The 23,780-nt window shown below is 37.2% G+C and carries 34 protein-coding genes; 1 reads left to right on the top strand and 33 read right to left on the bottom strand.

The features are described from left to right. Window positions 1–5 precede the first annotated feature (5 nt). The 25 genes from secY to JR347_RS01535 form a co-directional block, all read right to left on the bottom strand. A complete protein-coding gene (gene secY / locus JR347_RS01415; protein WP_205722283.1) occupies window positions 6–1,319 on the bottom strand; it encodes a preprotein translocase subunit SecY in 1,314 nt (437 codons plus the stop codon). Between the two features lie 2 nt (window positions 1,320–1,321). Continuing rightward, window positions 1,322–1,768 carry a 50S ribosomal protein L15 gene (rplO, locus tag JR347_RS01420; RefSeq protein WP_205722284.1) on the bottom strand — a complete coding sequence of 149 codons (447 nt, stop codon included), beginning with the start codon at window positions 1,766–1,768 and terminating at the stop codon, window positions 1,322–1,324. Between the two features lie 2 nt (window positions 1,769–1,770). Then, a complete protein-coding gene (gene rpmD, locus JR347_RS01425) occupies window positions 1,771–1,950 on the bottom strand; it encodes a 50S ribosomal protein L30 (protein ID WP_317192609.1) in 180 nt (59 codons plus the stop codon). Window positions 1,951–1,954: 4 nt separating this feature from the next. Further along, window positions 1,955–2,473, bottom strand: a complete 519-nt coding sequence (gene rpsE, locus JR347_RS01430; RefSeq protein WP_205722285.1) for a 30S ribosomal protein S5 — start codon at window positions 2,471–2,473, stop codon at window positions 1,955–1,957. Between the two features lie 6 nt (window positions 2,474–2,479). Next, on the bottom strand, window positions 2,480–2,824 hold the full coding sequence (gene rplR, locus JR347_RS01435) for a 50S ribosomal protein L18 (protein WP_205722286.1): 345 nt from the start codon (window positions 2,822–2,824) through the stop codon (window positions 2,480–2,482). An 8-nt stretch (window positions 2,825–2,832) separates the two neighbouring features. After that, complete coding sequence (gene rplF, locus JR347_RS01440; RefSeq protein ID WP_205722287.1) at window positions 2,833–3,390, bottom strand: 50S ribosomal protein L6; 558 nt, start codon at window positions 3,388–3,390, stop codon at window positions 2,833–2,835. Between the two features lie 21 nt (window positions 3,391–3,411). After that, the gene (gene rpsH / locus JR347_RS01445) at window positions 3,412–3,807 is read right to left on the bottom strand and encodes a 30S ribosomal protein S8 (RefSeq protein WP_205722288.1); all 396 of its coding nucleotides are present in this window, start codon (window positions 3,805–3,807) and stop codon (window positions 3,412–3,414) included. 92 nt (window positions 3,808–3,899) lie between these two features. Continuing rightward, window positions 3,900–4,169, bottom strand: coding sequence for a 30S ribosomal protein S14 (gene rpsN / locus JR347_RS01450; RefSeq protein WP_205722289.1), 270 nt, complete (start codon window positions 4,167–4,169; stop codon window positions 3,900–3,902). Between the two features lie 5 nt (window positions 4,170–4,174). Beyond that, complete coding sequence (rplE, locus tag JR347_RS01455; protein ID WP_205722290.1) at window positions 4,175–4,726, bottom strand: 50S ribosomal protein L5; 552 nt, start codon at window positions 4,724–4,726, stop codon at window positions 4,175–4,177. Window position 4,727: 1 nt separating this feature from the next. Beyond that, complete coding sequence (gene rplX / locus JR347_RS01460) at window positions 4,728–5,045, bottom strand: 50S ribosomal protein L24 (protein WP_205722291.1); 318 nt, start codon at window positions 5,043–5,045, stop codon at window positions 4,728–4,730. A 15-nt stretch (window positions 5,046–5,060) separates the two neighbouring features. Continuing rightward, window positions 5,061–5,429: a 50S ribosomal protein L14 gene (gene rplN, locus JR347_RS01465; protein ID WP_205722292.1), complete on the bottom strand. Its 369-nt coding sequence runs from the start codon at window positions 5,427–5,429 to the stop codon at window positions 5,061–5,063. Window position 5,430: 1 nt separating this feature from the next. Further along, complete coding sequence (gene rpsQ, locus JR347_RS01470) at window positions 5,431–5,688, bottom strand: 30S ribosomal protein S17 (protein ID WP_205722293.1); 258 nt, start codon at window positions 5,686–5,688, stop codon at window positions 5,431–5,433. A gap of 7 nt (window positions 5,689–5,695) precedes the next feature. Next, complete coding sequence (rpmC, locus tag JR347_RS01475) at window positions 5,696–5,890, bottom strand: 50S ribosomal protein L29 (protein ID WP_205722294.1); 195 nt, start codon at window positions 5,888–5,890, stop codon at window positions 5,696–5,698. A gap of 7 nt (window positions 5,891–5,897) precedes the next feature. Further along, complete coding sequence (rplP, locus tag JR347_RS01480) at window positions 5,898–6,317, bottom strand: 50S ribosomal protein L16 (RefSeq protein WP_205722295.1); 420 nt, start codon at window positions 6,315–6,317, stop codon at window positions 5,898–5,900. Between the two features lie 48 nt (window positions 6,318–6,365). Beyond that, window positions 6,366–7,085 (bottom strand): 30S ribosomal protein S3, encoded by a 720-nt coding sequence (gene rpsC, locus JR347_RS01485; RefSeq protein ID WP_205722296.1) that lies wholly within the window; start codon window positions 7,083–7,085, stop codon window positions 6,366–6,368. Continuing rightward, window positions 7,085–7,474 carry a 50S ribosomal protein L22 gene (gene rplV, locus JR347_RS01490; protein ID WP_205722297.1) on the bottom strand — a complete coding sequence of 130 codons (390 nt, stop codon included), beginning with the start codon at window positions 7,472–7,474 and terminating at the stop codon, window positions 7,085–7,087. Before rplV ends, rpsC begins: the two co-directional genes overlap by 1 nt. Window positions 7,475–7,476: 2 nt before the next feature. After that, the gene (rpsS, locus tag JR347_RS01495) at window positions 7,477–7,755 is read right to left on the bottom strand and encodes a 30S ribosomal protein S19 (RefSeq protein ID WP_205722298.1); all 279 of its coding nucleotides are present in this window, start codon (window positions 7,753–7,755) and stop codon (window positions 7,477–7,479) included. Next, window positions 7,755–8,579 carry a 50S ribosomal protein L2 gene (gene rplB / locus JR347_RS01500; RefSeq protein ID WP_205722299.1) on the bottom strand — a complete coding sequence of 275 codons (825 nt, stop codon included), beginning with the start codon at window positions 8,577–8,579 and terminating at the stop codon, window positions 7,755–7,757. Before rplB ends, rpsS begins: the two co-directional genes overlap by 1 nt. An 11-nt stretch (window positions 8,580–8,590) precedes the next feature. Next, window positions 8,591–8,878, bottom strand: coding sequence for a 50S ribosomal protein L23 (rplW, locus tag JR347_RS01505; protein ID WP_205722300.1), 288 nt, complete (start codon window positions 8,876–8,878; stop codon window positions 8,591–8,593). A gap of 2 nt (window positions 8,879–8,880) precedes the next feature. Further along, complete coding sequence (rplD, locus tag JR347_RS01510; RefSeq protein WP_205722301.1) at window positions 8,881–9,510, bottom strand: 50S ribosomal protein L4; 630 nt, start codon at window positions 9,508–9,510, stop codon at window positions 8,881–8,883. Then, entirely contained in the window at window positions 9,510–10,142 is a 633-nt protein-coding gene (rplC, locus tag JR347_RS01515; RefSeq protein WP_205722302.1) for a 50S ribosomal protein L3, read from the bottom strand. The genes rplD and rplC overlap by 1 nt, the downstream gene beginning before the upstream one ends. Window positions 10,143–10,331: 189 nt before the next feature. Next, a complete protein-coding gene (gene recO, locus JR347_RS01520; protein WP_205722303.1) occupies window positions 10,332–10,994 on the bottom strand; it encodes a DNA repair protein RecO in 663 nt (220 codons plus the stop codon). After that, window positions 10,994–13,219, bottom strand: a complete 2,226-nt coding sequence (gene porZ, locus JR347_RS01525) for a type IX secretion system anionic LPS delivery protein PorZ (protein ID WP_205722304.1) — start codon at window positions 13,217–13,219, stop codon at window positions 10,994–10,996. Before porZ ends, recO begins: the two co-directional genes overlap by 1 nt. Then, window positions 13,216–13,800: a thymidine kinase gene (locus tag JR347_RS01530; RefSeq protein WP_205722305.1), complete on the bottom strand. Its 585-nt coding sequence runs from the start codon at window positions 13,798–13,800 to the stop codon at window positions 13,216–13,218. Before JR347_RS01530 ends, porZ begins: the two co-directional genes overlap by 4 nt. 40 nt (window positions 13,801–13,840) lie before the next feature. Next, complete coding sequence (locus tag JR347_RS01535; protein WP_205722306.1) at window positions 13,841–14,170, bottom strand: 2Fe-2S iron-sulfur cluster-binding protein; 330 nt, start codon at window positions 14,168–14,170, stop codon at window positions 13,841–13,843. Between the two features lie 39 nt (window positions 14,171–14,209). Between JR347_RS01535 and JR347_RS01540 the strand changes: the two genes are divergently transcribed. Continuing rightward, window positions 14,210–15,187, top strand: a complete 978-nt coding sequence (locus tag JR347_RS01540) for a hypothetical protein (protein WP_205722307.1) — start codon at window positions 14,210–14,212, stop codon at window positions 15,185–15,187. Here JR347_RS01540 and rodA read toward each other — a convergent pair. The 8 genes from rodA to JR347_RS01580 form a co-directional block, all read right to left on the bottom strand. Continuing rightward, window positions 15,184–16,458 (bottom strand): rod shape-determining protein RodA, encoded by a 1,275-nt coding sequence (rodA, locus tag JR347_RS01545; protein ID WP_205722308.1) that lies wholly within the window; start codon window positions 16,456–16,458, stop codon window positions 15,184–15,186. The two genes, JR347_RS01540 and rodA, sit on opposite strands and share 4 nt — an antisense overlap. After that, window positions 16,455–18,260, bottom strand: coding sequence for a penicillin-binding transpeptidase domain-containing protein (locus JR347_RS01550; protein WP_205722309.1), 1,806 nt, complete (start codon window positions 18,258–18,260; stop codon window positions 16,455–16,457). Before JR347_RS01550 ends, rodA begins: the two co-directional genes overlap by 4 nt. Next, complete coding sequence (locus JR347_RS01555; RefSeq protein ID WP_235689727.1) at window positions 18,260–18,775, bottom strand: Rod shape-determining protein MreD; 516 nt, start codon at window positions 18,773–18,775, stop codon at window positions 18,260–18,262. Before JR347_RS01555 ends, JR347_RS01550 begins: the two co-directional genes overlap by 1 nt. Further along, complete coding sequence (mreC, locus tag JR347_RS01560) at window positions 18,775–19,602, bottom strand: rod shape-determining protein MreC (RefSeq protein WP_205722310.1); 828 nt, start codon at window positions 19,600–19,602, stop codon at window positions 18,775–18,777. The genes JR347_RS01555 and mreC overlap by 1 nt, the downstream gene beginning before the upstream one ends. Before the next feature lie 19 nt (window positions 19,603–19,621). Then, a complete protein-coding gene (locus tag JR347_RS01565; protein ID WP_205722311.1) occupies window positions 19,622–20,647 on the bottom strand; it encodes a rod shape-determining protein in 1,026 nt (341 codons plus the stop codon). Between the two features lie 84 nt (window positions 20,648–20,731). After that, window positions 20,732–22,255: a bifunctional phosphoribosylaminoimidazolecarboxamide formyltransferase/IMP cyclohydrolase gene (purH, locus tag JR347_RS01570; protein ID WP_205722312.1), complete on the bottom strand. Its 1,524-nt coding sequence runs from the start codon at window positions 22,253–22,255 to the stop codon at window positions 20,732–20,734. Window positions 22,256–22,287: 32 nt separating this feature from the next. Continuing rightward, window positions 22,288–22,869: a phosphoribosylglycinamide formyltransferase gene (gene purN, locus JR347_RS01575; protein WP_205722313.1), complete on the bottom strand. Its 582-nt coding sequence runs from the start codon at window positions 22,867–22,869 to the stop codon at window positions 22,288–22,290. A gap of 7 nt (window positions 22,870–22,876) precedes the next feature. Further along, window positions 22,877–23,743 carry a geranylgeranylglycerol-phosphate geranylgeranyltransferase gene (locus JR347_RS01580; RefSeq protein WP_205722314.1) on the bottom strand — a complete coding sequence of 289 codons (867 nt, stop codon included), beginning with the start codon at window positions 23,741–23,743 and terminating at the stop codon, window positions 22,877–22,879. Window positions 23,744–23,780: the final 37 nt, after the last annotated feature.

Raw genomic sequence — 23,780 nt, forward strand, 5'->3', positions numbered from 1 at the left:
CTGAACTAGGCAGCAGCAATTTGAGATCGTCCTTTTACTTTTCCGGACTTCATCATTCCTTCATAATGTCTCATCAACAAATAACTTTCTATTTGTTGCAAAGTATCAAGAATTACACCCACCATAATGATCAATGATGTTCCGCCAAAAAACTGAGCGAAATTACCACTTACACCAGCTTGAACAGCAAATGCAGGTAGTATAGCAACGATTGCCAAGAATATTGATCCTGGTAATGTAATTTTTGTTAAAATCTGATCTATGAATTCAGAAGTTTGCTTTCCAGGCTTAATACCAGGAATAAAACCTCCATTTCTTTTCAAATTATCAGCTATGTCATTAGGGTTAACAGTAATAGCCGTGTAAAAGAATGTAAAAACAAGTATTAACAAACCAAACACTAAGTTATACTGCCAGCTGTAAGGGTCAGCAAAAGTACTTCCAATATATGCCCCGATATCACTATCTTGCCATAAACCGGCAATCATTGATGGAATGAACATTAATGCCTGAGCAAAAATGATAGGCATTACACCTGAAGCATTCACTTTTAATGGAATATAATCTCTTTTACCACCGTACAACTTGTTACCAATAACTTGCTTTGCATACTGAATAGGTATTCTTCTCGCAGCCTGTGTTAGCATTACTGTTGCCATTACCACGAAGAATAATGCCACAATTTCCAACACAAACATAAGAGCTCCACTCATGCCTCTTGTCATCATTTCACTTACGATTGATCCAGGAAACCTAGATATGATACCAATCATAATAAGCATAGAAATACCGTTTCCAATACCCTTATCGGTGATTCTCTCACCTAGCCACATACAGAACATGGTTCCCGCAACCAAGATTACCATTGAAGCAACCTGGAAAAATGCAGCTGAATACATGATAGCTTCAGCAGGTATCGTTACAGCTAAGTAACTACCGCCTTGAGCTGCTGTAATAGCTATTGTTAAAAATCTCGTGATTTGAGTTAATCTTTTTCTTCCAGATTCACCTTCCTTTTGAAGCTTTTGGAAGTAAGGTACAGCCACTGTCAACAACTGAATAACAATTGAGGCAGAAATATAAGGCATAATACCTAGAGCAAAAATCGAAGCCCTACTAAATGAACCTCCTAAAAAGGTATTTAAAAGATCGAATATACCACCAGTAGCTCCACTACCTAATGCATCTGGATCAACTCCGGGAAGCACGATGAATGAACCTAATCTGAAAATCATCAAGAACCCAATAGTATTAAGGATTCTGATTCTCAGATCTTCAATTGAAAATATATTCTTTATAGTAGTAAAAAACTTCTTCATAATTACAACGTAGTTGCTTTACCGCCAGCAGCTTCTATTGCTTTAGCTGCAGTTGCTGAAAAAGCATGAGCCGTAACATCTACTTTAGACTTTAACTCTCCGTTTCCTAATATTTTAACAACATCATTCTTATGAGCCAATCCATTGTCAACCAATAATTGAAGATCGATTGCTTTCGCTTTAGTTTTGCCTACAAGCTCTTCTAAAGTGCTAAGATTGATTGCTCTGTATTCAATTCTGTTAGGACTAGTGAAACCAAACTTAGGTACACGTCTTTGAAGTGGCATTTGACCACCTTCAAAACCTTTTTTCTTGCTGTAACCAGATCTTGATTGAGCACCTTTATGTCCTCTTGTAGAAGTACCACCTTTACCAGATCCTTGACCTCTACCTATTCTTTTCTTTCCTTTTACAGAACCCTCTGCAGGTTTTAATGTATTGAGTTTCATAATTATATCTCAGTTACAGATACCAAATGGTTCACTTTATTAATCATTCCGTTTACTTGTGGAGTTAATTCCACTTCAACAGATTTATTTATCTTACCTAAGCCTAAAGCTTTGATAGTTCTCTTTTGTACCTCAGGTCTTCCGATTGTACTTCTTACTTGTGAAATTTTAACTTTAGACATGATCTTATCCGTTAAATACTTTAGACAATGATACTCCTCTATCTTTAGCTACAGTAAAAGGATCTCTCATGTTGGTAAGAGCATCAAATGTTGCTTTTACCACGTTGTGAGGGTTAGATGATCCTTTAGATTTCGCAAGTACGTTATGTACACCTGCACTTTCTAATACAGCACGCATCGCACCACCAGCTATAACACCAGTACCAGGAGATGCTGGTTTCAACAATACGAAACCACCACTGTATTTACCTAAAGCCTCGTGAGGTACAGTTCCCTTAATAACAGGAACTTTCACTAAGTTTTTCTTTGCGTCATCAATTCCTTTAGTGATAGCGTCAGTTACTTCGTTAGCTTTTCCTAATCCGTAACCTACAACACCATTACCATCACCAACAACCACAATAGCAGAGAAGCTAAATCTTCTACCACCTTTCACCACTTTGGCTACTCTTTTGATGGCAACAACCTTTTCTTTAAGGTCGATTTCGCTTGCTTTCACTGATTTAATATTACTTTGAGACATAATGCTTTAAAATTTTAGACCTCCATCTCTTGCACCATCAGCTAAAGCTTTTACTTTACCATGATACAAATAACCATTTCTATCAAATACTACTTCTTTGATGCCGGCAGCAGATGCTTTTTCAGCGATCTTCTTACCTACTTCTATGGAAGTGTTAATATTTAGCTTAGAACCTAACTCTGCAGATGAAGATGCAGAAAGCGTCTGTCCTTTACTATCGTCAATAATCTGGGCGTAAATAGCCTTATTACTTTTAAAAACAGATAATCTTGGTCTTTCAGTAGTACCCTGAATTCTGTTTCTGATACCCTTTTTAATTCGAAGTCTTCTTCTAATCTTATTGAATGCCATCTCTTTAATTATTTAGCAGCTTGCTTACCAGCCTTACGTCTAACATACTGACCAACAAACTTGATACCTTTACCTTTGTAAGGCTCAACCTCTCTCAACGACTTAATTTTAGCCGCTACTTGTCCGATTAATTGCTTATCGTAACCTTCTAATGTTACTACCGGATTCTTACCTTTCTCAGTCTCAGCTGATACAGATAATTCACTTGGAATGGCCATCCAGATATTGTGAGAATATCCAAGGCTTAGTTCCAACACATTGTTTTGAGCGGTGGCTTTGTAACCTACCCCTACTAACTCCAACTGCTTCTTATATCCTTGGCTAACTCCTTCAAACATATTATGTATCAAAGACCTGTATAAACCATGAAGAGCTTTATGTCTCTTCTGTTCTGTTGGTCTTTCGATACTTAACGTGCCTTCATTTTCAACCAATTTGAAAGCAGGGTCAATTTTTTGTTTAAGCTCGCCTTTTGGTCCTTTTACAGAAATGATACCTTCCTTAGTATCATAATTGTAGGACACTCCGTCAACAAGCTTAATTGGTTTTTTCCCTATTCGTGACATTGATGTCTATTTAATTAATTCTTAGTAAACGTAACACAATACTTCTCCACCAACTTGAAGCTCTCTGGCTTCTTTGTCAGTAACAACACCTTTAGATGTAGATATGATAGCTACACCTAATCCGTTTAATACTCTTGGTAGAGCATCAGCCTTGGTATACTTTCTTAAACCAGGTTTACTCACTCTTTCAAGGTTATAAACAGCAGGCTTGTTATCTTCAGTGTACTTAAGCGCTATTTTTATATTACCCTGATGGTTTTTAGTATCCTCGAACTTATAGTTCAGGATATAACCTTTATCAAAAAGTACCTTCGTAAGTTCCTTTTTGATATTTGAGGCAGGTATATCAATTACCTTATGCTTTGCTTTAATAGCATTCCTCAAACGGGTCAAATAATCTGCTATTGGATCTGTCATTTTAATTTAAATCTAATTATATCCTTACTACCCCTGAAAACGGCCTGCAAAGATACAAACATTTTATTTCTTTAAAAATATATTTAAGAGAATTACCAGCTAGCTTTTGTAACACCTGGTATTTTACCTTCAGAAGCCATTTCTCTGAATGTAACCCTAGAGATTCCAAACTTTCTCATGTAGCCTTTTGGTCTTCCAGTTAGTTTACATCTGTTATGTAATCTTACCGGGGAAGCGTTTCTTGGAAGTTTATCCAATGCTTCATAATCACCAGCTTCTTTAAGAGCTTTTCTCTTAGCAGCATACTTTGCTACTAATTTTTCTCTTTTTAATTCTCTTGCTTTTATTGCAGCTCTTGCCATAATATTTAGTTTTTACTTGCGAATGGCATACCGAATGCCTTCAACAGTTCGTAACTTTCTTCATCAGAATCAGCAGTAGTCACAAAAGTGATATCCATACCGTTGATCTTATTTACTTTTTCGATACTGATTTCAGGGAAAATGATTTGTTCCTTTACACCTAATGTATAGTTACCTCTTCCGTCAAAACCTTTATCACTTACGCCTTTGAAATCTCTTACCCTTGGTAAAGCAATAGAAAGAAGTCTATCTAAGAATTCATACATCTTATCACCTCTTAAAGTTACTTTAGCACCAATTGGCATTTCTTCTCTTAACTTAAAGTTAGAGATTGACTTCTTTGACATTGTAGGTATAGCTTTCTGACCTGTGATAGCAGTTAGCTCTTCAACACCTACATCTACTAATTTCTTATCAGCTACAGCAGCACCAATACCTTTGTTAAGGCAAATCTTAGTTACCTTAGGCACCTGCATGATAGAAGTGTATTGAAACTTTTCCTTTAAAGCAGGAACAATTTCTTTCTGATATTTCTCTTTTAATCTCGGACTAGCCATCTTAAATAATTTCTCCAGTTTTCTTAGAATATCTCTGCAACTTGCCTTTATCGTCAAGTTTTCTACCAGTTCTGGTAGCCTCTCCAGTAGCTGGATCAACAAGCATTAAATTGCTTACGTGAACCGCAGCTTCTGTTTTTTCAATTCCACCTTCAGGCTTAGTAGCTGATGGTTTAACGTGTTTAGTTACAACGTTTACTCCTTCTACTACCGCTCTGTTTTTATCAGTAACAACTTCTAGAACAACCCCTGTTTTACCTTTTGAGTTACCAGAGATTACCTTTACAGTGTCACCTTTTTTTATGTGTAATTTTTTCATTTTCTTATTCTACTATTAAAGTACTTCAGGAGCCAATGAAACAATTTTCATGAATTGCTTTTCTCTCAATTCTCTTGCAACAGGTCCGAATATACGTGTACCTCTTGGTTCATCGTTCGGGTTTAATAATACCGCAGCATTATCTTCAAATCTGATATAAGAACCATCCTTTCTTCTTACCTCTTTCTTAGTTCTTACAACTACAGCTCTTGAAACCGTTCCTTTTTTAAGGTTACTAGAAGAAAGTGCAGACTTCACTGATACAACAATTTTGTCACCTACTGAAGCATACTTCTTACCTGTACCTCCCAACACTCGGATGCATAGAACCTCTTTGGCTCCACTGTTATCCGCAACATTTAATCTTGACTCTTGTTGTACCATTTTATTTAGCCTTTTCTATGATTTCAACTAATCTCCATCTTTTGTTTTTACTCAGAGGACGAGTTTCCATAATACGAACAGTATCTCCGATACCACATTCGTTTTTATCGTCATGAGCCGTAAACTTGGTAGTTTTGTTAACAAACTTACCATACATAGGGTGTTTCTCTTTTCTGTGAACAGCAACAGTGATAGACTTCTCCATCTTGTTGCTAACCACTTGCCCTACTCTTTCTTTTCTTAATTTTCTTGCTTCCATCTTACTTTTAATTTGCAAGTTCTTTAGCCCTTAACTCAGTTTGTAGTCTAGCAATTAGTTTGCGAGATTCTCTTATTTTCATAGGATTTTCTATTGGAGAAATCTCATGAGCAAACTTTAGTTTTCTGTAAGCTTCTTTTTCGCTTACTAACTTTTGCTTCAATTCATCAAGGCCTAGTGCTTTTATTTCTGAATTTTTCATATCGCTATTATTCAACGTAATCTCTACGAACAACAAACTTCGTTTTTAAAGGAAGCTTCTGTTGCGCTAATCTTAACGCTTCTTGAGCTAACTCTTTTTTAATTCCACCGGCTTCAAAAAGAATAGTGCCAGGCTTCACTACTGCTACCCAATACTCAGGAGCACCTTTACCTTTACCCATCCTTACTTCAGCAGGTTTCTTTGTGATTGGTTTGTCAGGAAATATTCTGATCCAAACCTGACCTTCTCTTTTCATTGCTCTGGTCATCGCAATCCTTGCTGCCTCTATTTGCCTTGAAGTAATCCATCCGGGCTCCATTGCTTTGATTCCGAATGCACCAAAAGCAATAGTATGTCCTCTTTGGGCGATACCTTTTATTCTGCCTTTTTGCTGTTTTCTGAACTTTGTTCTTTTCGGCTGTAACATATCTTTATGTCTTTAGGTCACATCTATTCGTGACTACACGTTAACTAATTACTTCTTTCTACTTCTTTTAGGACCATCGCCTCTTTTTCTTCCACCGCCTTGGCCTTGGTTTCCTCCACCTACATTAGGAGAAAGATCTCTTTTACCATAAACCTCGCCTTTGAAGATCCATACTTTGATACCGATTTTACCATAAACAGTGTTTGCTTCACTGATAGCATAATCGATGTCTGCTCTTAATGTATGAAGAGGAATTCTACCTTCTTTATATTGTTCAGATCTTGCCATTTCAGCACCACCTAAACGACCAGAAACCTTTACTTTGATACCTTGAGCTCCTACTCTCATAGAAGAAGCAATTGCTTGCTTCATAGCTCTTCTGTAAGAAATTCTGGCTTGAAGTTGTTGAGCGATTGACTCGCCTACTAGTTTAGCATCTAACTCAGGTCTTTTAATTTCGAAGATGTTGATTTGAACATCTTTACCTGTAAGTTGCTTTAACTCTTCTTTGATTTTATCTACTTCAGACCCTCCTTTACCAATAACAACTCCTGGACGTGCCGTGTGTACTGTTAAAGTGATTCTTTTTAATGTTCTTTCGATAACTACCTTAGAGATACCACCTTTAGGGATACGAGCACTTACGTATTTTCTGATCTTATGGTCTTCAACCAACTTATCAGCGAACGTATCGCCACCATACCAAGCTGAGTCCCAGCCTCTAACGATGCCTAATCTAAACGCTATTGGGTTTACCTTCTGTCCCATTACTTATCTTTTTTATCTTTAGTCTCTACTTTTTCTTCAGTCTGTGGAGCTGCACTATCAAGTACAAGAGTTACGTGATTAGATCTTTTTCTAATTCTGTGAGCTCTTCCTTGTGGAGCAGGTCTTAATCTTTTTAAGATTCTACCGCTGTCAACAGTGATAGTCTTAACAAATAGATCTGCATCCTCAAGATCCACATCCTGGTTTTTCTGCTGCCAGTTTGAGATAGCTGACAACAATAATTTCTCTAGTCTAGCTGCACCTTGCTTAGGCTCAAACTTCAATATGTTTAAGGCCTTATTAACTTTTTCACCTCTTATTAGATTGGCTACCAATCTCATTTTACGAGGAGAAGTAGGTACATTATTTAATTTAGCTACTGCCTCCATAATTATCTCTTGCCTTTATCTTTTTTACCAACGTGACCTCTGAAGTTTCTAGTAGGAGCAAATTCACCAAGCTTGTGTCCTACCATGTTTTCAGTTACATATACAGGTATAAATTTATTGCCATTATGTACGGCAAAAGTATGTCCTACAAAATCAGGAGATACCATTGATCTTCTTGACCAGGTTTTGATTACTGACTTTTTACCTGATTCATTCATGGCTTCTACCTTGTTCTCTAGCCTAAAGTCTATATAAGGCCCTTTTTTTAGTGATCTTGCCATTATTTCTTACCTCTACTTATGATTAGATTATTTGAATACTTTTTAGGTGTTCTTGTCTTCTTACCTTTAGCGTACAATCCTTTTCTTGATCTTGGATGTCCACCTGAAGACTTACCTTCACCACCACCCATCGGGTGATCAACAGGGTTCATAGCTACACCTCTTGTTCTTGGTCTTCTTCCTAACCATCTGTTTCTACCTGCCTTACCCAAGTTCACGTTCATGTGATCTGAGTTAGACACTGCACCAACTGTAGCAAGGCAAGTAACTAATACTCTTCTTGTTTCGCCTGAAGGTAATTTGATAGTAGCATATTTTCCTTCTCTTGCTAAAAGCTGAACATAAGAACCAGCACTTCTAGCCATTGCACCACCTTTACCAGGCTTCAACTCTAAGTTGTGAATGATTGTTCCTAAAGGAATTTTGCTAAGAGGAAGAGCGTTTCCTACTTCAGGAGCAACATTTTCTCCTGATACGATTTCCTGACCAACTGTTAATCCTTCAGGAGCAATGATATAAGCTTTCGCTCCATCAGCATAATAAAGTAAAGCAATACGTGCAGATCTTGTTGGATCGTACTCGATAGCCTTTACAGTTGCAGGTACATCGAATTTATTTCTTTTGAAGTCAATAATTCTGGATTTCTTTTTGTGACCACCACCAATGTAGCGCATAGTCATTTTACCAGAATTGTTTCTACCTCCAGTTCTCTTCTTAGTTACTACCAATGACTTTTCAGGAGTATCTTTTGTGATCTCTGTAAAGCCTGGTGCTACTCTGTATCTCTGTCCGGGTGTAACCGGTCTTAATTTTTTAATCGCCATTTTCCGCTAAATTATATTTCGCTATAAAAATCGATTACATCACCTTCAGAAACTGTAACAATAGCCTTCTTGTAAGAAGATGTTCTTCCAGTAATAACTCTTGACTTTGTGAATCTAGATTTAGACTTACCTAAGTAGTTCATGGTGTTAACACTCTCTACCGTAACTCCGTACATCTTCTCCACTTCTCTTTTAATCTCTACTTTATTGGCTTTTCGATCTACTACGAAACCATACATGCCTTTTTCATTTAAAGCAGATACCTTTTCCGTAACCAATGGCTTAACTAAAACGCTCATTATTATTTCTTCAATAGGTTATCAATTTTCTCAATTGATCCTTCACTAAGGATCAAGTTATCTGCGTTCAACACATCGTAAGTTGTAAGCATATCAGCTTTCACCACTTTTGTGTTCTGAACGTTTCTTCCTGACAAAGCAACGCTTTTATTATTTTCAGGAAGTACAAGCAATGTCTTCTTGTTATCTAAAGAAAGAGCTGTTAGCATTTTTACATACTCTTTAGTTTTTGGAGTCTCGAAAGAGAAATCCTCAACTACTGAAATGCTCTTATCTTTTGCTTTATAAGTAAGGGCTGATTTTCTAGCTAGTTCCTTAAGTTTCTTGTTCAATTTGAAAGAATAGTTTCTTGGTTGTGGACCAAAAACTCTACCTCCACCTCTGAATACAGGAGACTTAATGCTACCAGCTCTTGCAGTACCAGTTCCTTTTTGCTTTTTAATCTTTTTCGTTGAACCAGCGATTTCTGCTCTCTCTTTAGATTTGTGAGTTCCTTGTCTTTGGTTAGCAAGGAATTGCTTCACGTCTAAATAGATAGCATGATCATTAGGTTCGATACCAAACACCTCTTTAGAAAGGGTAACTTTTCTTCCGGTATCTTCTCCGCTATATTTTATTACTGAGATATTCATTATTTCTCAAGAATTACAGTTGAATTTTTGGCTCCTGGAACGGATCCACTAACTAAAATCAGGTTTTTCTCAGGCATAATTTTCATTACCCTAAGGTTTACAAGCTTGGTTCTGCTACCGCCAGTTCTTCCTGCCATTCTCATTCCTTTGAAAACTCTAGCAGGATAAGAAGCACCACCTATAGAACCTGGAGCTCTTAATCTGTTGTGCTGACCGTGAGTTTGCTGACCAACACCACCGAAGTTATGTCTTTTAACAACCCCTTGGAAACCTTTTCCTTTTGATGTGCCTACTGCATCTACGAAGTCTCCTTCCACAAATACATCACCCACATTAATTTCCTGTCCTAATTGAATTTGACCTTCAAATTCTTCACGGAAATCTCTAAACTCTACAACTTCTCTTTTAGGAGTTGTTTGCGCTTTTGCGAAATGTCCTTTTAAAGCGTTTGGAGTATTCTTTTCTTTACGCTCTCCAAAGCCCAATTGAACAGCCTTGTAGCCATCCTTTTCCTCATTTTTTACTTGCGTAACCACGCAAGGACCAGCTTCTATTATCGTGCATGCGACATTTCGTCCATCGGCACCAAAAATGCTAGTCATTCCGATTTTCTTTCCTATAATACCAGACATTTTTTAATCTTTTGTAAGCGTAATAATGCTTTATCTTCCACGGTTTTTCCGCAAAAGGACTGCAAAGATAGCAACTCTTAAGAAGTTACCAAATACAAAGTGTTAAATTTTTTCTTTAAGCCTGAGGCGGCCTGCGGAATGATTTGGCGAAGATAAACGCTTTATCTAAATCAATCAATAAAAGCTAATTTATTTCAAAACAGCCCTTAATATTTCTATCGATTTGAATTCTCCAGGTATATCAATATGCGTTCTATAAAACTGTAATAAATCATCAAGAATAGCTCTTCTTAATGAATTAGGTATAGAGTGCCTGGAATCAAATTCCGAGTTTATCAGTTCTTCCAACTTCTCTACCTCATTCGCACTATCAATATACATAAACTGATTTGTGGTAGTTATACCTATACCTAAGTAATGAGAAAGTTGAATGAGAAATATCAAATGAAAATTGAGATTAATTTCTTTTTGTGCATCTAGACTAAGAATAGTTCTACTTATAAAATTGAATAGCGACTCATCTGCCTCGTCTTCTTTGATACATTTATATAGTACTTCAGATATGAACACACCAATTGATGACTTAACAATATCATAGGGCATGGAATTAAGTGGCGTGCTGCAATTCATTTCGGAAATTCGCTGAATTCCTGAGTTTGGCTTTTTGTATACAACCATGTTTAGCAATGTAAGTGGTTGAAATAAAGCAATTTTTCCTTTTGCTCTTGCACTGCGAACACCATTGACTATATAAGATTGGAGCCCAAACTCCTCCGTATAAACTTTGGCTATAATAGAGGTGTCTCTGTATTTAAAGTATTTAAGAACAACCCCTTTGGTTTTATGAAGCATTAGTTAACTATCGCTATTTTGGCAACGAAGGTTTCTTCACCATCATCGCTGGAACTGAATACAAAGTACACTCCGGTTGAAGCTCTTCTACCATTATAGTCTAATACGTTCCAAGAGGCAGTTCCTCCTGCTGCGCGAGTATCCCAAATAAGTCTTCCATTGGAGTCGGTGATTTTAACATTCGCATTTTCAGCTAATCCGCTAATACCTACTAGCCCCTGAAATTCCTTAGAGACTGGGTTTGGAAATACTTTAACATTTTGATGTGAAGTGACAGCCTCAGTTGCATCTGAACGATAAGAGACAATTCCACTAGGAGTACCGATGAAAACCTCGCCAGTAGTTGGGATTATATCAAGCGCCAAAATACTATTTGAAGGCAGTGGGCTATTTTCAATATTAAAATTAGCCAGGAGTTCGTTCACATCATTATTGAATAACCATACTCCATTATTTGTGCCTATCCACTTTCTATTACCGCCATCAATTTTAATGGATGTTATTTCTTCGTCTCTCAGCAAAAACCTATTCTCAAAAATGGGCTTAAATACGTCTACTGAAGTACCAATTATATTTGTTAGTGATGACATTGTTGCCACACCGCTACTCGTTCCTATCCAGATTTCTCCATTTTTATCAATTTCAATGGCATTAACTGCTCTTGATGGTAACCCTCCATTTCCGGGTTGATCAGTTAATATTCTTGCCTCTTCTGTAGACTTATCGAAAACCAAAAGCCCTCCACCTGCGGTAGGATCTATGACCATCCAGAGATATAAGTTGGAGTTTATAATTTGAGTTATTCTATTTTCTGGCAAAGTATAAGATTGCCAAGTTGAACCATCGAACAAATGCAAAGGCCTTACAGCATTATAATTAATAGCCCATAGCCCTTCATCTGAGTCGATCATATCAGTTACATAAATTGAGTTCTCTTCTAAACTAACTTGCTCCAAACTTGAGTTAGATGTGTTGTAAAAGATAGTTGGGTTCTGACCTGATTGTCTCATGATTCCATAACCAAACGATGAAAAATAGTAGGAATCAGTGTTAGAAAAATAAACGCATTCAGTAATATCTAAAAATTCATCATCAAACTGAGAAGATGATTGCCAGTTACCATTAGCAAATGTGTTATACCCGAAATCATTATTTTGAGGTTGAAACGACTCGTTAGGCCCACCTGGCATACTTATTATTAAATTATCCAAGGTAAAAAATTCCGCCACTTGATTAGTATTCGGGCCAGAAGGATTAAAACTCTCAAAACCCCAATTCACATTGGTAACCAAGCCATTATTGATACTCCCAACCCAAATGCTGTTACCGTCCAGGTCTGCATCCAGCGGAATGTCTATGGCGTTATCAACAAATTCAGTAATAGAAAGGTCAGAATATAGTACCTGAACCACACCTTCATTGATGGTTACAAGATTGTTATTATTGGACTTTAAAACTGAAAGAGACACTCCTTGATAAGCTGAAGACCTATTCCAAATTCCATTTTCATATATGTACAGGCCATCTTCATTAATAAATGCTGCCGGTTTTGAATCGAATTCCGAAATGAAGTCTATTTTAACCAAAGGGATACCATCAGGTAGAGAATCTCTTTTCCAATTTACAGGGTTTAACAAGTTAGTGCCATTGGAATAGTTTGAAGCAATAACACCTTCAGCAGTTGCCAGCATCACAGTATCCCCAACAATAAGGGCCTGATTAATGCTAACTTGATTAGCCATTTCTCCCAGTTGCCTATACGTTTCTGTTATTTCAATTCTGTTGAGATCCATCCTCAGTAGGCCATAGGCAGTAGAGATGAATGCTAAATTGTCTGTTGTTGTAATATGGTTGATTCTCTTTGAACCCAATACCTGCGATTTACTCACCAAGTCCAAATTAACTATTTCATTACCATCCAACACATCTACGTTCCCTGATTCAAAACCAATGATAAGTTTATCTAACGCTTGACTATACCCTATGGCGGAGATATCATCCTCTTGTAAACCATTGATTTTTGAAATGGTCGTTAAAGAACCATCTTCCTTGTCATAAACGAACAAACCGTTATCGCTCACTGCAAATACACGATTATCTTCAACCAGAACTTGGTTAACCCGATTATAAGAAAAATGCGTGCGCCATGTGCCAATGGGTATATTGGATTGAGCATTAATTAAAAATGAATGGAATAAGAATACTACTAAAAGAAAGTTTTTCATTTTCTATTTTTCATCCCTTCGAAAAAGCTTCTTCGGCTTCGTGCCTCATACTCTTGTTTCTCGCCAAGGAGCACCTGACTATCTTCTTTGGCCAACCTAAAACTGAACGATGCCAGCTCGCCAGTATCTGCACATATCGCATGAACCTTTGTGACAAACTCAGCTACCGCCAACAAATTAGGCATAGGGCCAAACGGCTTCCCCTCATAATCCATGTCTAAACCTGCAACTATCACTCGTTTACCACTATTTGCCAATTTATTACAAACATCAACGAGTTGGTCGTCAAAGAATTGTGCTTCATCAATACCAACTACATCACAATTGCCAGCCAATAGTAAAATGTCATTGGCAAAATTTACGGGAGTAGAACGTATTGATGTTTCATTATGCGAAACAACATTTTCTTTATCGTATCTGGTATCGACTTTCGGTTTAAAGATTTCTACTTTCTGTTTTGCAATTATGGCGCGATTTAACCTACGAATAAGCTCTTCAGTTTTACCGGAAAACATGCAGCCACACACTACTTCTATCCAGCCGGATTTGTTACTCTTCCCTAAATGTGGCTCAATAAACATCCTGCAAAAATATATTTTTTTGAATACTGGAACTGCTCATTTAATAAGTATAATCCAGATGAGGAAGTTTTGATTCATCAGGGACTTCAATTTCTACTTCATCTTTCTCTAATCTTACCTGGCAACATAAACGCTCTGATTTCAGATTAAGCCTGTTCATATTAGCAAATTTTTGCTCTGCATCTGTAATAGATGATAGATTCTCACCTCCTTTAACCACCTTAAATTTACATGTGGTGCACCTTCCTTTACCTCCACAAGCATGCATCCAGTCAACAAAATTATCCTGAAGAATAGATAACACCGGTTTGGTAGTATCGTTACTCTTAATTGTAAGGTTATTGAGGTTAGAAATCGTAATTTTCACCATAATTGCAAATAAACAGTTTTCTAAAAGGGCACACTAAATATGGATAACATTCTTAATAGAAAAGGAATTAAGAGCTACAGTCAAAGATTTTCAACCACCATTGTTAACAATCTTTTTTCAACCAAGGAATCGATTGATGGTGAACAAATTAAAAAAGCGACAAGTATAAGCCAGGTAAATTCATTCGTGGTTAAAGGGTTATTCGAAGCCTGGCAAAAAGAAATTGACAATCTTAAAAGTCCGTATTTTGATTACAGTTCGCCTAAAGTACAGGAGGCTTTAAAGTCTTTTATGAACGTACTTTCGAGGAATATTTCTGTTAAGAAGGAAGCTTTTACACCATTGTTAGAGAAGGCCGTTGAAGAGAGCATTTTACTCATTTTCTCACCTTTCGATTATTATGAGCACCTCTCTGATCATTACAGTGGAGAAATCACAGTAGAAAATTTGAAATCTATCAAAAAGTATGTGAAGGTAAATAACAACATCCTTGAACTGATAATTGAAAAAATGGAATCGAGCAAAGGGGGTGAAAGCAGTTACCCATCAATGCTGGCCGAAGTTCTTCATGAAATTGAGTCAGGACCTGAAGAAATTGATACTTATTATGATTCATTTAATGAAGTAGAGCCACTTTCAGAAACGGATATTTATGGCGACATCTCCAAGCCTGAGCCGGTTAAGTCTGTTGAAAATGAGGTTAAAATTGAAGTTAAAGAGACAAAGGATACTTTAAATGATACCCTCGCCACGAATGAAACCACAATAGCAGAAATGCATGAGCAATCATCCTTAGAGAGTATGGCCTCAGGGTTAACTATTAATCAGCGTTTTATGTTTCAGAATGCATTGTTTAATGGAGATGAAGAGCTGATGAAGAAGACTTTAGATTTTATTGATCAGTGTAGCGATAGAAAACAGGCATTAGATCATATCTATCAGGAATTTCCTCATTGGAATATAGAAGGTGAAGAATTCGAAGAATTTGTGGAGCTGATTAACAAGAGGCTGGGCTAGTGGATCAACACCTGGCTTCTATGAGCATCTAATTTAATCAGCACAAAAAGCAGAATGGCAAAGCCCCAAAGGGAAGAGCCTCCGTAAGAGAACAACGGCAATGGAATACCAATTACGGGAAACAACCCGATTGTCATTCCAATATTTACTGCAAAGTGAAAAAATAAAATGCAGGCCACGCTGTAGCCATATACTCTGGCAAACTTCCATTTCTGCCGTTCAGCAATGTGAATTATTCTCAGAAGCAGTACAGTAAACAAGCCTATAGTTATCAAACTGCCCAACCAGCCATGTTCTTCTCCAATAGTGCAGAAAATAAAGTCTGTGCTTTGTTCAGGAACAAAATCGAACTTGGTTTGTGTGCCTTTGAGGAAGCCCTTACCAGTAAAACCTCCTGAACCGATAGCGATTTTAGATTGTGTAACATTCCAGCCGTAACCTAGCGGATCTGCATCTGGATTGATTAACGCTTTAATTCTATTTTGCTGGTGAGGTTTTAAGACATCTGAAATAATATAATCTACACTTCTGATAACTCCGGAAACTATTAAAGCTCCGGCAACAACCAATGCTATTGTTTTGAAGGTCTTCTTTTTAATGAATAAGATGGTGGCTGCTGCCAAAGCTGTTATACCAATATATAAGTATAGATGATTAGGTACCAATAAGGTGAGAATGAAAATTATTGCACTTGCGGTTCCTAAAATCAACAAGGTAGGCGACATACCTTCTCTAAAGAATACAAATACAAAGATGCTATAGACTAATGCCGTACCAGTATCGCCTTGAAGAATGATAAGGATGGCTGGTAGGCCAATTATTATAAACAAAATAATTTGGTTGCTGATCCTATCAATCTTAAAGCCTGTAGAACTCATAAACTTAGCCACTGCAATGGCTGTGGCAAACTTGGCAAACTCAGAAGGCTGCAATCTCATTGGACCCAATTCAAACCAAGATTTTGAACCAGCTACTTCGCGGCCAAATAATAATACAAATACCAGAAGTAAGATTATACCTCCGTAAATGAAGTAGCCAAAGGTGTCGTAGAACTTAAAATCTACCACCATTATGGCAATAATTAGAATAATGGACGAGCCAAGGAATACTAACTGGCGCCCACTATTTAGTGACATGTCAAAAATACTTTGATTGGCAGATTCATCATACACTGCAGCGAAAATATTCATCCATCCTAATATCGCTATAAGGAAGAACAGCAATACTGTTAGCCAATCAATATTATTCGATATATCGTCTCTAGTACTCAATGTAAAAATTCTCCTTTCTTCACATATTCCTCAATATAAGGGCGCTGTGTTTCACCGATTAAATATTTTTCAATCATTAAACTGGCAATGGAAGCAGCTGCTCTTGCACCCTGTCCGGCATCTTCCACATAAACCGAAACAGCAATTTTGGGATTATCTTTTGGAGCAAAGGCAATGAAAACTGAGTGGTCAGGCATCGGATCATTTTGCACCGTTCCAGTTTTACCACATACTTCGATATCTTTTAGCTTAGCCCGGTATTGGCCAGTTCCTGAATTAACTACCTCGGCCATAGCTTCCACAGCAATATCAAAATACTCTGGGCTTACAGATGTAAAGTGTTTTTCCTGATATTTTGGTAATGGCTCTCCTGTGTCACCGATCGATTTTACCAAATGGGGTATATAATAGTAACCTCTATTGGCTACAATAGCCGCAAAGTTTGCCATTTGAATAGGTACAACCAGATTCTCCCCTTCACCAATCGCAATCGAATAAATATTAGAGTATTTCCAAGGCCTGTTGTCATAAGCCCGATCATAATATGACACATTGGGTACCAATCCGTTTTTCTCGTTAGGCAAGTCAATACCTAAGGGCTCACCTAAGCCAAAGGTCTTCACATGCTCATTCCATATTTTTAATCCTAGTCGAGTATCTTCATAAGGATCATTAGAAACGCCCCTATTTACTACCCTTTTCATCACATTGTAGAAATATGGATTACAAGAATTTGTAATTGCTCCGATGAGCGTTTCCCCCGGCCCATGATAATGGCATTTCATGGGAAACATTATACAAGGAATATAGGTGCTCCTAGAAATGACACCCTCCTCCAGACCAATCATTGCCTGTATGATTTTAAAGATTGACCCCGGGCGGTACTGTGCCATCAAAGGCCTATTGAATAAAGGCTTCGCAGTATCTGCACTTATTTCTGCAAAGTTTTTACTATAGTTTCTGCCTGTAAGTAAGCTTGGGTCATAAGAAGGGCCTGATACTAACGACAATATCTCTCCTGTAGAAGGCTCCAAAGCCACGATGCTTCCTGATTTACCTTCTAACAACATTTCTCCGTACGATTGAAGATCTAAATCTATCGTTGACACTAGATTTTGACCTGGTATTGAAAGTGTATCATATTTACCATCTTCAAAATCACCTTTTTCAACACCTTTAACATTCTTGATTTTATACTTCACTCCACGCCTACCTCGCAGATATTTCTCATAATATGCCTCAATTCCACTTTGGCCTATATAGTCACCTTGTTGATAGTAATCCAATGTATCTCTTTCTAGTTGCCTTTTCGAAATCTCACTAACGTATCCGAGAGCATTTGAAAGTATTGGCCTTGTGTATGCTCTTGTTGTTCTAGCCTGTATATCAAAGCCTGAGAAATTGACCAGATAATCCTGAACTCTTGCTAAATCAGTATTGCTTAATTGTTTAATAAATATTGATGGCTGAACATAAGAAAACTTCTTAGCCACCTTTAACTTTTCTTCAAACTCCTGCCTCGTAATATTGAACAACTCGCAAAAGTGAGTAGTGTCCATTGCTTTTACTTCGCTCGGAATAACGGTTAGATTATATTGTGGTGTGTTATAAACAATCAAGTCACCATTACGATCGTAAATTATTCCTCTATAAGGATAATCAATTACCTTGTGGATGATGTTACTGTTGGCAGCCTGTGCATATTTAGAGTCAAGTACCTGAATTGCAAAGAGCTTAATGAGGAATGTAGCAGCAACTACAATTATGAGTAACTGGATGATATGTTTACGAGTGTTATCCATTATGATCTTCTACTTCTGTAGAACAGATATTGACCTATAAAAATTACTCCAGTTGTAAAAATTGTACTCAATATCACTTTTGATAAAGTGAACCAGAACAAATTAAAGCTCGATGCCTCGATGTAAAAAAGGACCAAATGGTGTAACAAGACGATTGGAAAAATATACCCTAGCATCCATTGCCAGCCATTTAAATTGATGGTAGGCAAAGTTCCCACGTCATAGCCACCTTGAGGTGTAATCATATTGAGCCAGTAGCTTCTAATGTACATGATAAACACGCAAGCAAAAGCATGCATACCTAACGTATCATAAAAAATATCCACCGACAATCCGGTTAAGAAGCCCAGTAACAGACCGGCAAGAATGCCGATATCAACAGGGAGACATAAAAGAAAGGCTACATAGGCCAAGCAAAATGCCATATCAAAAAGAACAACATTATGCAAAATGAGACCCTGTACGAGCACATAACCAAAAAAAGAAATAATATGTATGGTTAGTTTTGAACCCATTAGTTTACTAGTGACTCAATAGAGTCTTGCTCTACTTTTAAGTTGTTTTTAATCAGATACACATATGAAAGCCGGTTCAAATCGGTTGATAATTTAATATCAGCGTCATAGAAGAGGGCATCTTCACTAATTTCGAATGACTCAATTGTTCCTACAGGTATTCCTTCCGGGAAAATGGCGTTATAGCCGGAGGTAACTATCGTGTCTCCTGCAGTAAGATTAACATGCCGAGGTAAGTAAAGCACATTAGCAGTCAAATAATCCTCGCCATCCCACTTAACAGTACATAAATCTCCCGTTCTTTTAATCTTCGATGATACCATTGAATTGCCGTGAAGAATGGATATAATAACACTAAAGTTTCTGGAAACTTCTTTCACCTTACCTACTACCCCATTATTATTAATGACGGCCATTCCTGGTTCAATTCCATGTTTTGTTCCTTTGTTAATGGTAATGTAGTTTTCGAACTTTCTCGTGGAGTTTTTAATCACCTTGGCAGGAATAAATTCGTATTGATTCAGAAGTTCATCATCTTGGCGCTGACGAACATTGATGTTGTAGAGACTTTGTTCCAATTGCTCCAGTTGCCTTCTAAGATTGGCATTTTCTTCAGCCAAATCGGTATTTACTTCCTTTAGATTAAAGTAATCAGAAATGCCTCTTGACGTGGCTAGTAAATTAGCACTGATCCGATTTGAGGAGTTAAAGTATTTAGCAGATTGATAATTATTATTCTGAACTATAAACCAAATACATAGCGCCTCTAAAAACAGAAATGTCAGAAAGGCTCTATACTTATATAGAAACAGAAATAATCGTTGCATTCACGCGCTTTATTGAATGTTAAACCATCAATACCGCTTTGTAGGCATTGAGGTTTTTAAGAGCAAAACCTGTACCTCTCACCACTGCTCTTAAAGGATCTTCAGCAATGTGAATCGGTAATTTTGTTTTTAAAGCCAACCGTTTATCCAGGCCTCTGAGCAATGCTCCCCCACCTGTTAGGTGAATACCGTTATCGTAAATATCTGCCGAAAGCTCAGGTGGAGAAATCTCCAATGCTTTTAGTACAGCTTCTTCAATTTTTGATACTGATTTATCTAACGCAAAGGCAATTTCAGAATAGGAAATCTTAATAACTTTCGGGATACCAGTCATTAAATCCCTACCTCTTATTTCGTAATCTTCAGGGCCATCATCTAATTCTGTAAGGGCAGAACCTACTTCAATTTTTACTTTTTCAGCTGAACGCTCACCGATTAGTAAGTTGTGCTGCCTTCTCATGTAGTCTAGAATATCTCTATTGAAAGTATCACCGGCAACTCTTATGGACTGATCGCACACGATACCAGATAAAGCAATTACTGCAATTTCAGTTGTACCACCTCCAATATCTACAATCATAGAGCCTACAGGCTGCTCGATATCTATCCCAATACCAATCGCTGCTGCAATAGGCTCATGGATCATATACACCTCTTTAGCTCCGGCATGTTCAGCAGAGTCACGAACTGCTCGCTTCTCAACTTCCGTAATACCTGAAGGAATACAAATTACCATTCTATGAGATGATGGGAAAAACCTCTTTCCTTGATCAATCATTTTGATCATTCCACGAATCATGTGCTCAGCAGCATGGAAGTCGGCAATTACACCATCCTTTAGCGGGCGAATTGTTTTTATGTTATCGTGCGTCTTCTCATGCATTTGCATTGCTTCTCGACCAATAGCTAACACCTTATTCGTGTTCTTGTCTATGGCGATGATCGAAGGCTCATCTACAACAATTTTATCTTTATTGATAATCAGCGTATTGGCAGTACCTAAGTCTATCGCAATGTCGCTGGAAAAAAAATCAAACAATCCCATGTTATCCCTTACTAAATTTTGGCTTTATCTAAGTGTGGAAAATTACAAATTACTTTCCTTAATCGATTAAATATAAAAACATTTTTAGTGTTTAAAATGACGCACCCCGGTAAATACCATAGCCATGTCATTTTTATCACAAAAATCAATTGAATCTTGGTCTTTAATTGAACCGCCAGGCTGAACTACTGCTGAAATTCCTTCGCCATTTGCAATTTCTACGCAATCTGGAAAAGGGAAAAATGCATCAGATGCCATTACAGCTCCGTTCAAATCGAAACCGAAAACTTTAGCCTTTTGTATGGCCTGTTTTAAAGCATCAACTCTTGATGTTTGCCCTACCCCACTTGAAAACAACTGACCCTCATTAGCTAAAACGATCGTATTTGACTTGGTGTGTTTGGCGATTTTACTTGCAAAGATTAATGCCTTCATTTCAGACTCTGTTGGCTGCTTTTTTGTAACTGTTTTCAGGTCTTCTAAGGCATCTGTTTTCAAATCCCTGTCCTGCTCAATTACACCGTTTAGTAGGCTCTTAAACTGTTTTTTAGTCGTAAGTGGCGTCTTTTGCTTTAATAGAATTCTATTCTTTTTGCCCTTTAAAAGCTCCAGCGCCTCTGCATCAAAATCTGGAGCGATTAACACTTCAAAGAACAAATCGTGCATTACCTCTGCCGCTTCTTTATCCACTTTCTTATTAGTAATTAATACACCACCAAATGCTGAAATGGTATCGGCAGCAAAGGCCTTTTCATAGGCTTCTTTTACAGAAGATGCTGTTGCAACGCCACATGCATTGGTATGTTTTAATATGGCAAAGGCCGTTTCATCAAACTCTTCTATCAGGTTTACTGCTGCATCTATATCCACTAAATTGTTGTAAGAAAGCTCCTTCCCATTCAATTGCTCAAGCATATCATCCAGCTTGCCGTAGAATGTGCCTTGCTGATGCGGATTTTCACCATACCTCAATTCACTACCATTTCGCACACTTTGCTTAAACACCTGAATGTTTTGTGTTTCATTAAAGTAATTGAAGATTGCAGAATCATAATGTGAGCTAATATCAAACGCTTTAGCTGCAAATAGTTTTCTATCTTCCAGTTCTGTAGAGCATTTTTTACTAGCCAAAATTTCTTCTACCTGCGAGTATTGTTCTCGCGAAGAAACGATTAATACATCTTTATAATTTTTAGCTGCAGCTCTTATTAGTGAGATGCCACCTATATCTATTTTCTCAATTATGTCAGATTCACCAGCGCCTGAAGCAACTGTTTCTTCGAATGGATAAAGATCAACGATTACTAAGTCGATGCTCGGAATATTATATTCTGATGCAGTTTTAACATCATCTTCTAATTCTCTTCTGTACAAAATTCCTCCAAAGATGGCCGGATGTAACGTTTTAACTCTACCTCCAAAAATCGATGGATAAGTAGTCATTTCTTCCACGGGAGTTACACTCACACTTAAATCTTCAATGAATTTCTGAGTACCTCCAGTAGAAAAAATCTGCACGCCATTAGCTGCTAATAGCTTTACAATTGGCTCTAGATTATCCTTATAATAAACTGATATTAATGCAGATTTGATTTTTACTGATGACATTATGTAGCGGCTTTAAATTTAAAGCCGCAAAGCTAGTAATTTTTGAAAGACTTTTGAATTACAGTCTCAATTACCTTAGGGTAATGTTCGTATTCGAGTGCGTGCACTTTTTCAGCTATGGTTTCCGGAGTGTCTGATGATGTTAATTGGCATTTTGCCTGAAATATAATGTTGCCTTCATCATACTTCTCATTCACATAATGAATGGTAATGCCAGACTCCGTTTCTCCTGCTGCTTTCACCGCTTTATGCACATGATCGCCATACATTCCTTTACCACCAAAGTTAGGCAGTAAGGCAGGGTGGATATTTAATATTTTGTTTGGATAAGCCTCCACCAAATACCTTGGAACTAACCACATAAAACCGGCTAGAATGATAAAATCAATCTTATTATTGGCCAGAACTTTTAGTATCTCTTCTGATTTGTAAAATGAATCTCTTGAAAAAATGGCTGTTGGAATATCTAATTTATGGGCTCTTTCCAGCACATAGGCTTTGGAATTATTTGATAGAATGAGACTTACCTCTATATCATTTGATTCACTAAAATATTCTGCAATATTCTGTGCATTAGAACCACTTCCGGAAGCAAAAATTGCTAGTCTGATCATTGAAGTATTAATAAAAAAAGGCCATTGAAGTTATGCCTGCCAGCATTACTAATTTACAATAGTTACTAAGGTAATTGAACTCCTTCACCGTATCTGCTTTACGCAATCTTAAAAATAAGTATGCCAAAGGCCCAATGAGTAACAGTGCCATTGTTAACATAGATGCTCCTATTCTTAGATAGAAAAGAGAGCACAAAGAGAGCAACAGAGAAACCGAAATTATATAGATGATTAGCTTAGTTTTCCTGGGGCCGTGAACAACTGGTAATGTTCTGCAATCAAAAGTTGAGTCGCCCTTTAAATCCTCCAAATCTTTTATTATCTCTCTTATTAAGGTCATAAAAAAGGCAAATAGTGCATACCCTAGTATATAGTTATTATTTGGCTCAAAATAAATAGCTATAACATAAATGGATAACCCAGTTAATAAAGCAACCACAAGATTGCCTACAAGCACAGTTCTTTTTAGTTGGTTGGAGTAGCTCCATAAAAGTAATGCAGAAATAAAGTTAAGTAACCCTATTTTGTAGCCGAGAAGAAAACCCATTGTTATGCCAATAAAATTGAGTGCAGTATGGAGAATCATAGCTACTCTTCTTTTTAAAATTCTACCTACTACAACACGCTGGGGTTTGTTAATCAAATCAATTTTAACATCATAATAATCATTGATAATGTAGCCCGCTGCGGCAATTATTACTGTTGAACCCGACAAAATTGCAAGGTTGAGGCTGGTGATAACTGATGCATTTTCCAGTAAAAAAAAGGCCGTGAAATATTGGGCAAATACAATGATCACAAGATTCCAAAACCTGGTTAACTTGATGAATCCTGAAAAGGAAAAATTGACTGGCTTTGAATATTCTATTGACATCAAGGGTTAATTTATTTCAAAATTAACCCTTGAGTTT

The sequence above is a fragment of the Fulvivirga lutea genome, from assembly GCF_017068455.1.
In the GTDB taxonomy this organism is placed as follows: Bacteria; Bacteroidota; Bacteroidia; order Cytophagales; family Cyclobacteriaceae; genus Fulvivirga; species Fulvivirga lutea.

What these genes read in the sequence shown, in the direction of transcription:
- secY (WP_205722283.1), bottom strand. Translation starts at nt 1,319, where the DNA reads ATGAAGAAGTTTTTTACTACTATAAAGAATATATTTTCAATTGAAGAT.
- rplO (WP_205722284.1), bottom strand. Translation starts at nt 1,768, where the DNA reads ATGAAACTCAATACATTAAAACCTGCAGAGGGTTCTGTAAAAGGAAAG.
- rpmD (WP_317192609.1), bottom strand. Translation starts at nt 1,950, where the DNA reads ATGTCTAAAGTTAAAATTTCACAAGTAAGAAGTACAATCGGAAGACCT.
- rpsE (WP_205722285.1), bottom strand. Translation starts at nt 2,473, where the DNA reads ATGTCTCAAAGTAATATTAAATCAGTGAAAGCAAGCGAAATCGACCTT.
- rplR (WP_205722286.1), bottom strand. Translation starts at nt 2,824, where the DNA reads ATGGCATTCAATAAGATTAGAAGAAGACTTCGAATTAAAAAGGGTATC.
- rplF (WP_205722287.1), bottom strand. Translation starts at nt 3,390, where the DNA reads ATGTCACGAATAGGGAAAAAACCAATTAAGCTTGTTGACGGAGTGTCC.
- rpsH (WP_205722288.1), bottom strand. Translation starts at nt 3,807, where the DNA reads ATGACAGATCCAATAGCAGATTATTTGACCCGTTTGAGGAATGCTATT.
- rpsN (WP_205722289.1), bottom strand. Translation starts at nt 4,169, where the DNA reads ATGGCAAGAGCTGCAATAAAAGCAAGAGAATTAAAAAGAGAAAAATTA.
- rplE (WP_205722290.1), bottom strand. Translation starts at nt 4,726, where the DNA reads ATGGCTAGTCCGAGATTAAAAGAGAAATATCAGAAAGAAATTGTTCCT.
- rplX (WP_205722291.1), bottom strand. Translation starts at nt 5,045, where the DNA reads ATGAAAAAATTACACATAAAAAAAGGTGACACTGTAAAGGTAATCTCT.
- rplN (WP_205722292.1), bottom strand. Translation starts at nt 5,429, where the DNA reads ATGGTACAACAAGAGTCAAGATTAAATGTTGCGGATAACAGTGGAGCC.
- rpsQ (WP_205722293.1), bottom strand. Translation starts at nt 5,688, where the DNA reads ATGGAAGCAAGAAAATTAAGAAAAGAAAGAGTAGGGCAAGTGGTTAGC.
- rpmC (WP_205722294.1), bottom strand. Translation starts at nt 5,890, where the DNA reads ATGAAAAATTCAGAAATAAAAGCACTAGGCCTTGATGAATTGAAGCAA.
- rplP (WP_205722295.1), bottom strand. Translation starts at nt 6,317, where the DNA reads ATGTTACAGCCGAAAAGAACAAAGTTCAGAAAACAGCAAAAAGGCAGA.
- rpsC (WP_205722296.1), bottom strand. Translation starts at nt 7,085, where the DNA reads ATGGGACAGAAGGTAAACCCAATAGCGTTTAGATTAGGCATCGTTAGA.
- rplV (WP_205722297.1), bottom strand. Translation starts at nt 7,474, where the DNA reads ATGGAGGCAGTAGCTAAATTAAATAATGTACCTACTTCTCCTCGTAAA.
- rpsS (WP_205722298.1), bottom strand. Translation starts at nt 7,755, where the DNA reads ATGGCAAGATCACTAAAAAAAGGGCCTTATATAGACTTTAGGCTAGAG.
- rplB (WP_205722299.1), bottom strand. Translation starts at nt 8,579, where the DNA reads ATGGCGATTAAAAAATTAAGACCGGTTACACCCGGACAGAGATACAGA.
- rplW (WP_205722300.1), bottom strand. Translation starts at nt 8,878, where the DNA reads ATGAGCGTTTTAGTTAAGCCATTGGTTACGGAAAAGGTATCTGCTTTA.
- rplD (WP_205722301.1), bottom strand. Translation starts at nt 9,510, where the DNA reads ATGAATATCTCAGTAATAAAATATAGCGGAGAAGATACCGGAAGAAAA.
- rplC (WP_205722302.1), bottom strand. Translation starts at nt 10,142, where the DNA reads ATGTCTGGTATTATAGGAAAGAAAATCGGAATGACTAGCATTTTTGGT.
- recO (WP_205722303.1), bottom strand. Translation starts at nt 10,994, where the DNA reads ATGCTTCATAAAACCAAAGGGGTTGTTCTTAAATACTTTAAATACAGA.
- porZ (WP_205722304.1), bottom strand. Translation starts at nt 13,219, where the DNA reads ATGAAAAACTTTCTTTTAGTAGTATTCTTATTCCATTCATTTTTAATT.
- JR347_RS01530 (WP_205722305.1), bottom strand. Translation starts at nt 13,800, where the DNA reads ATGTTTATTGAGCCACATTTAGGGAAGAGTAACAAATCCGGCTGGATA.
- JR347_RS01535 (WP_205722306.1), bottom strand. Translation starts at nt 14,170, where the DNA reads ATGGTGAAAATTACGATTTCTAACCTCAATAACCTTACAATTAAGAGT.
- JR347_RS01540 (WP_205722307.1), top strand. Translation starts at nt 14,210, where the DNA reads ATGGATAACATTCTTAATAGAAAAGGAATTAAGAGCTACAGTCAAAGA.
- JR347_RS01550 (WP_205722309.1), bottom strand. Translation starts at nt 18,260, where the DNA reads ATGGATAACACTCGTAAACATATCATCCAGTTACTCATAATTGTAGTT.
- JR347_RS01555 (WP_235689727.1), bottom strand. Translation starts at nt 18,775, where the DNA reads ATGGGTTCAAAACTAACCATACATATTATTTCTTTTTTTGGTTATGTG.
- mreC (WP_205722310.1), bottom strand. Translation starts at nt 19,602, where the DNA reads ATGCAACGATTATTTCTGTTTCTATATAAGTATAGAGCCTTTCTGACA.
- JR347_RS01565 (WP_205722311.1), bottom strand. Translation starts at nt 20,647, where the DNA reads ATGGGATTGTTTGATTTTTTTTCCAGCGACATTGCGATAGACTTAGGT.
- purH (WP_205722312.1), bottom strand. Translation starts at nt 22,255, where the DNA reads ATGTCATCAGTAAAAATCAAATCTGCATTAATATCAGTTTATTATAAG.
- purN (WP_205722313.1), bottom strand. Translation starts at nt 22,869, where the DNA reads ATGATCAGACTAGCAATTTTTGCTTCCGGAAGTGGTTCTAATGCACAG.
- JR347_RS01580 (WP_205722314.1), bottom strand. Translation starts at nt 23,743, where the DNA reads ATGTCAATAGAATATTCAAAGCCAGTCAATTTTTCCTTTTCAGGATTC.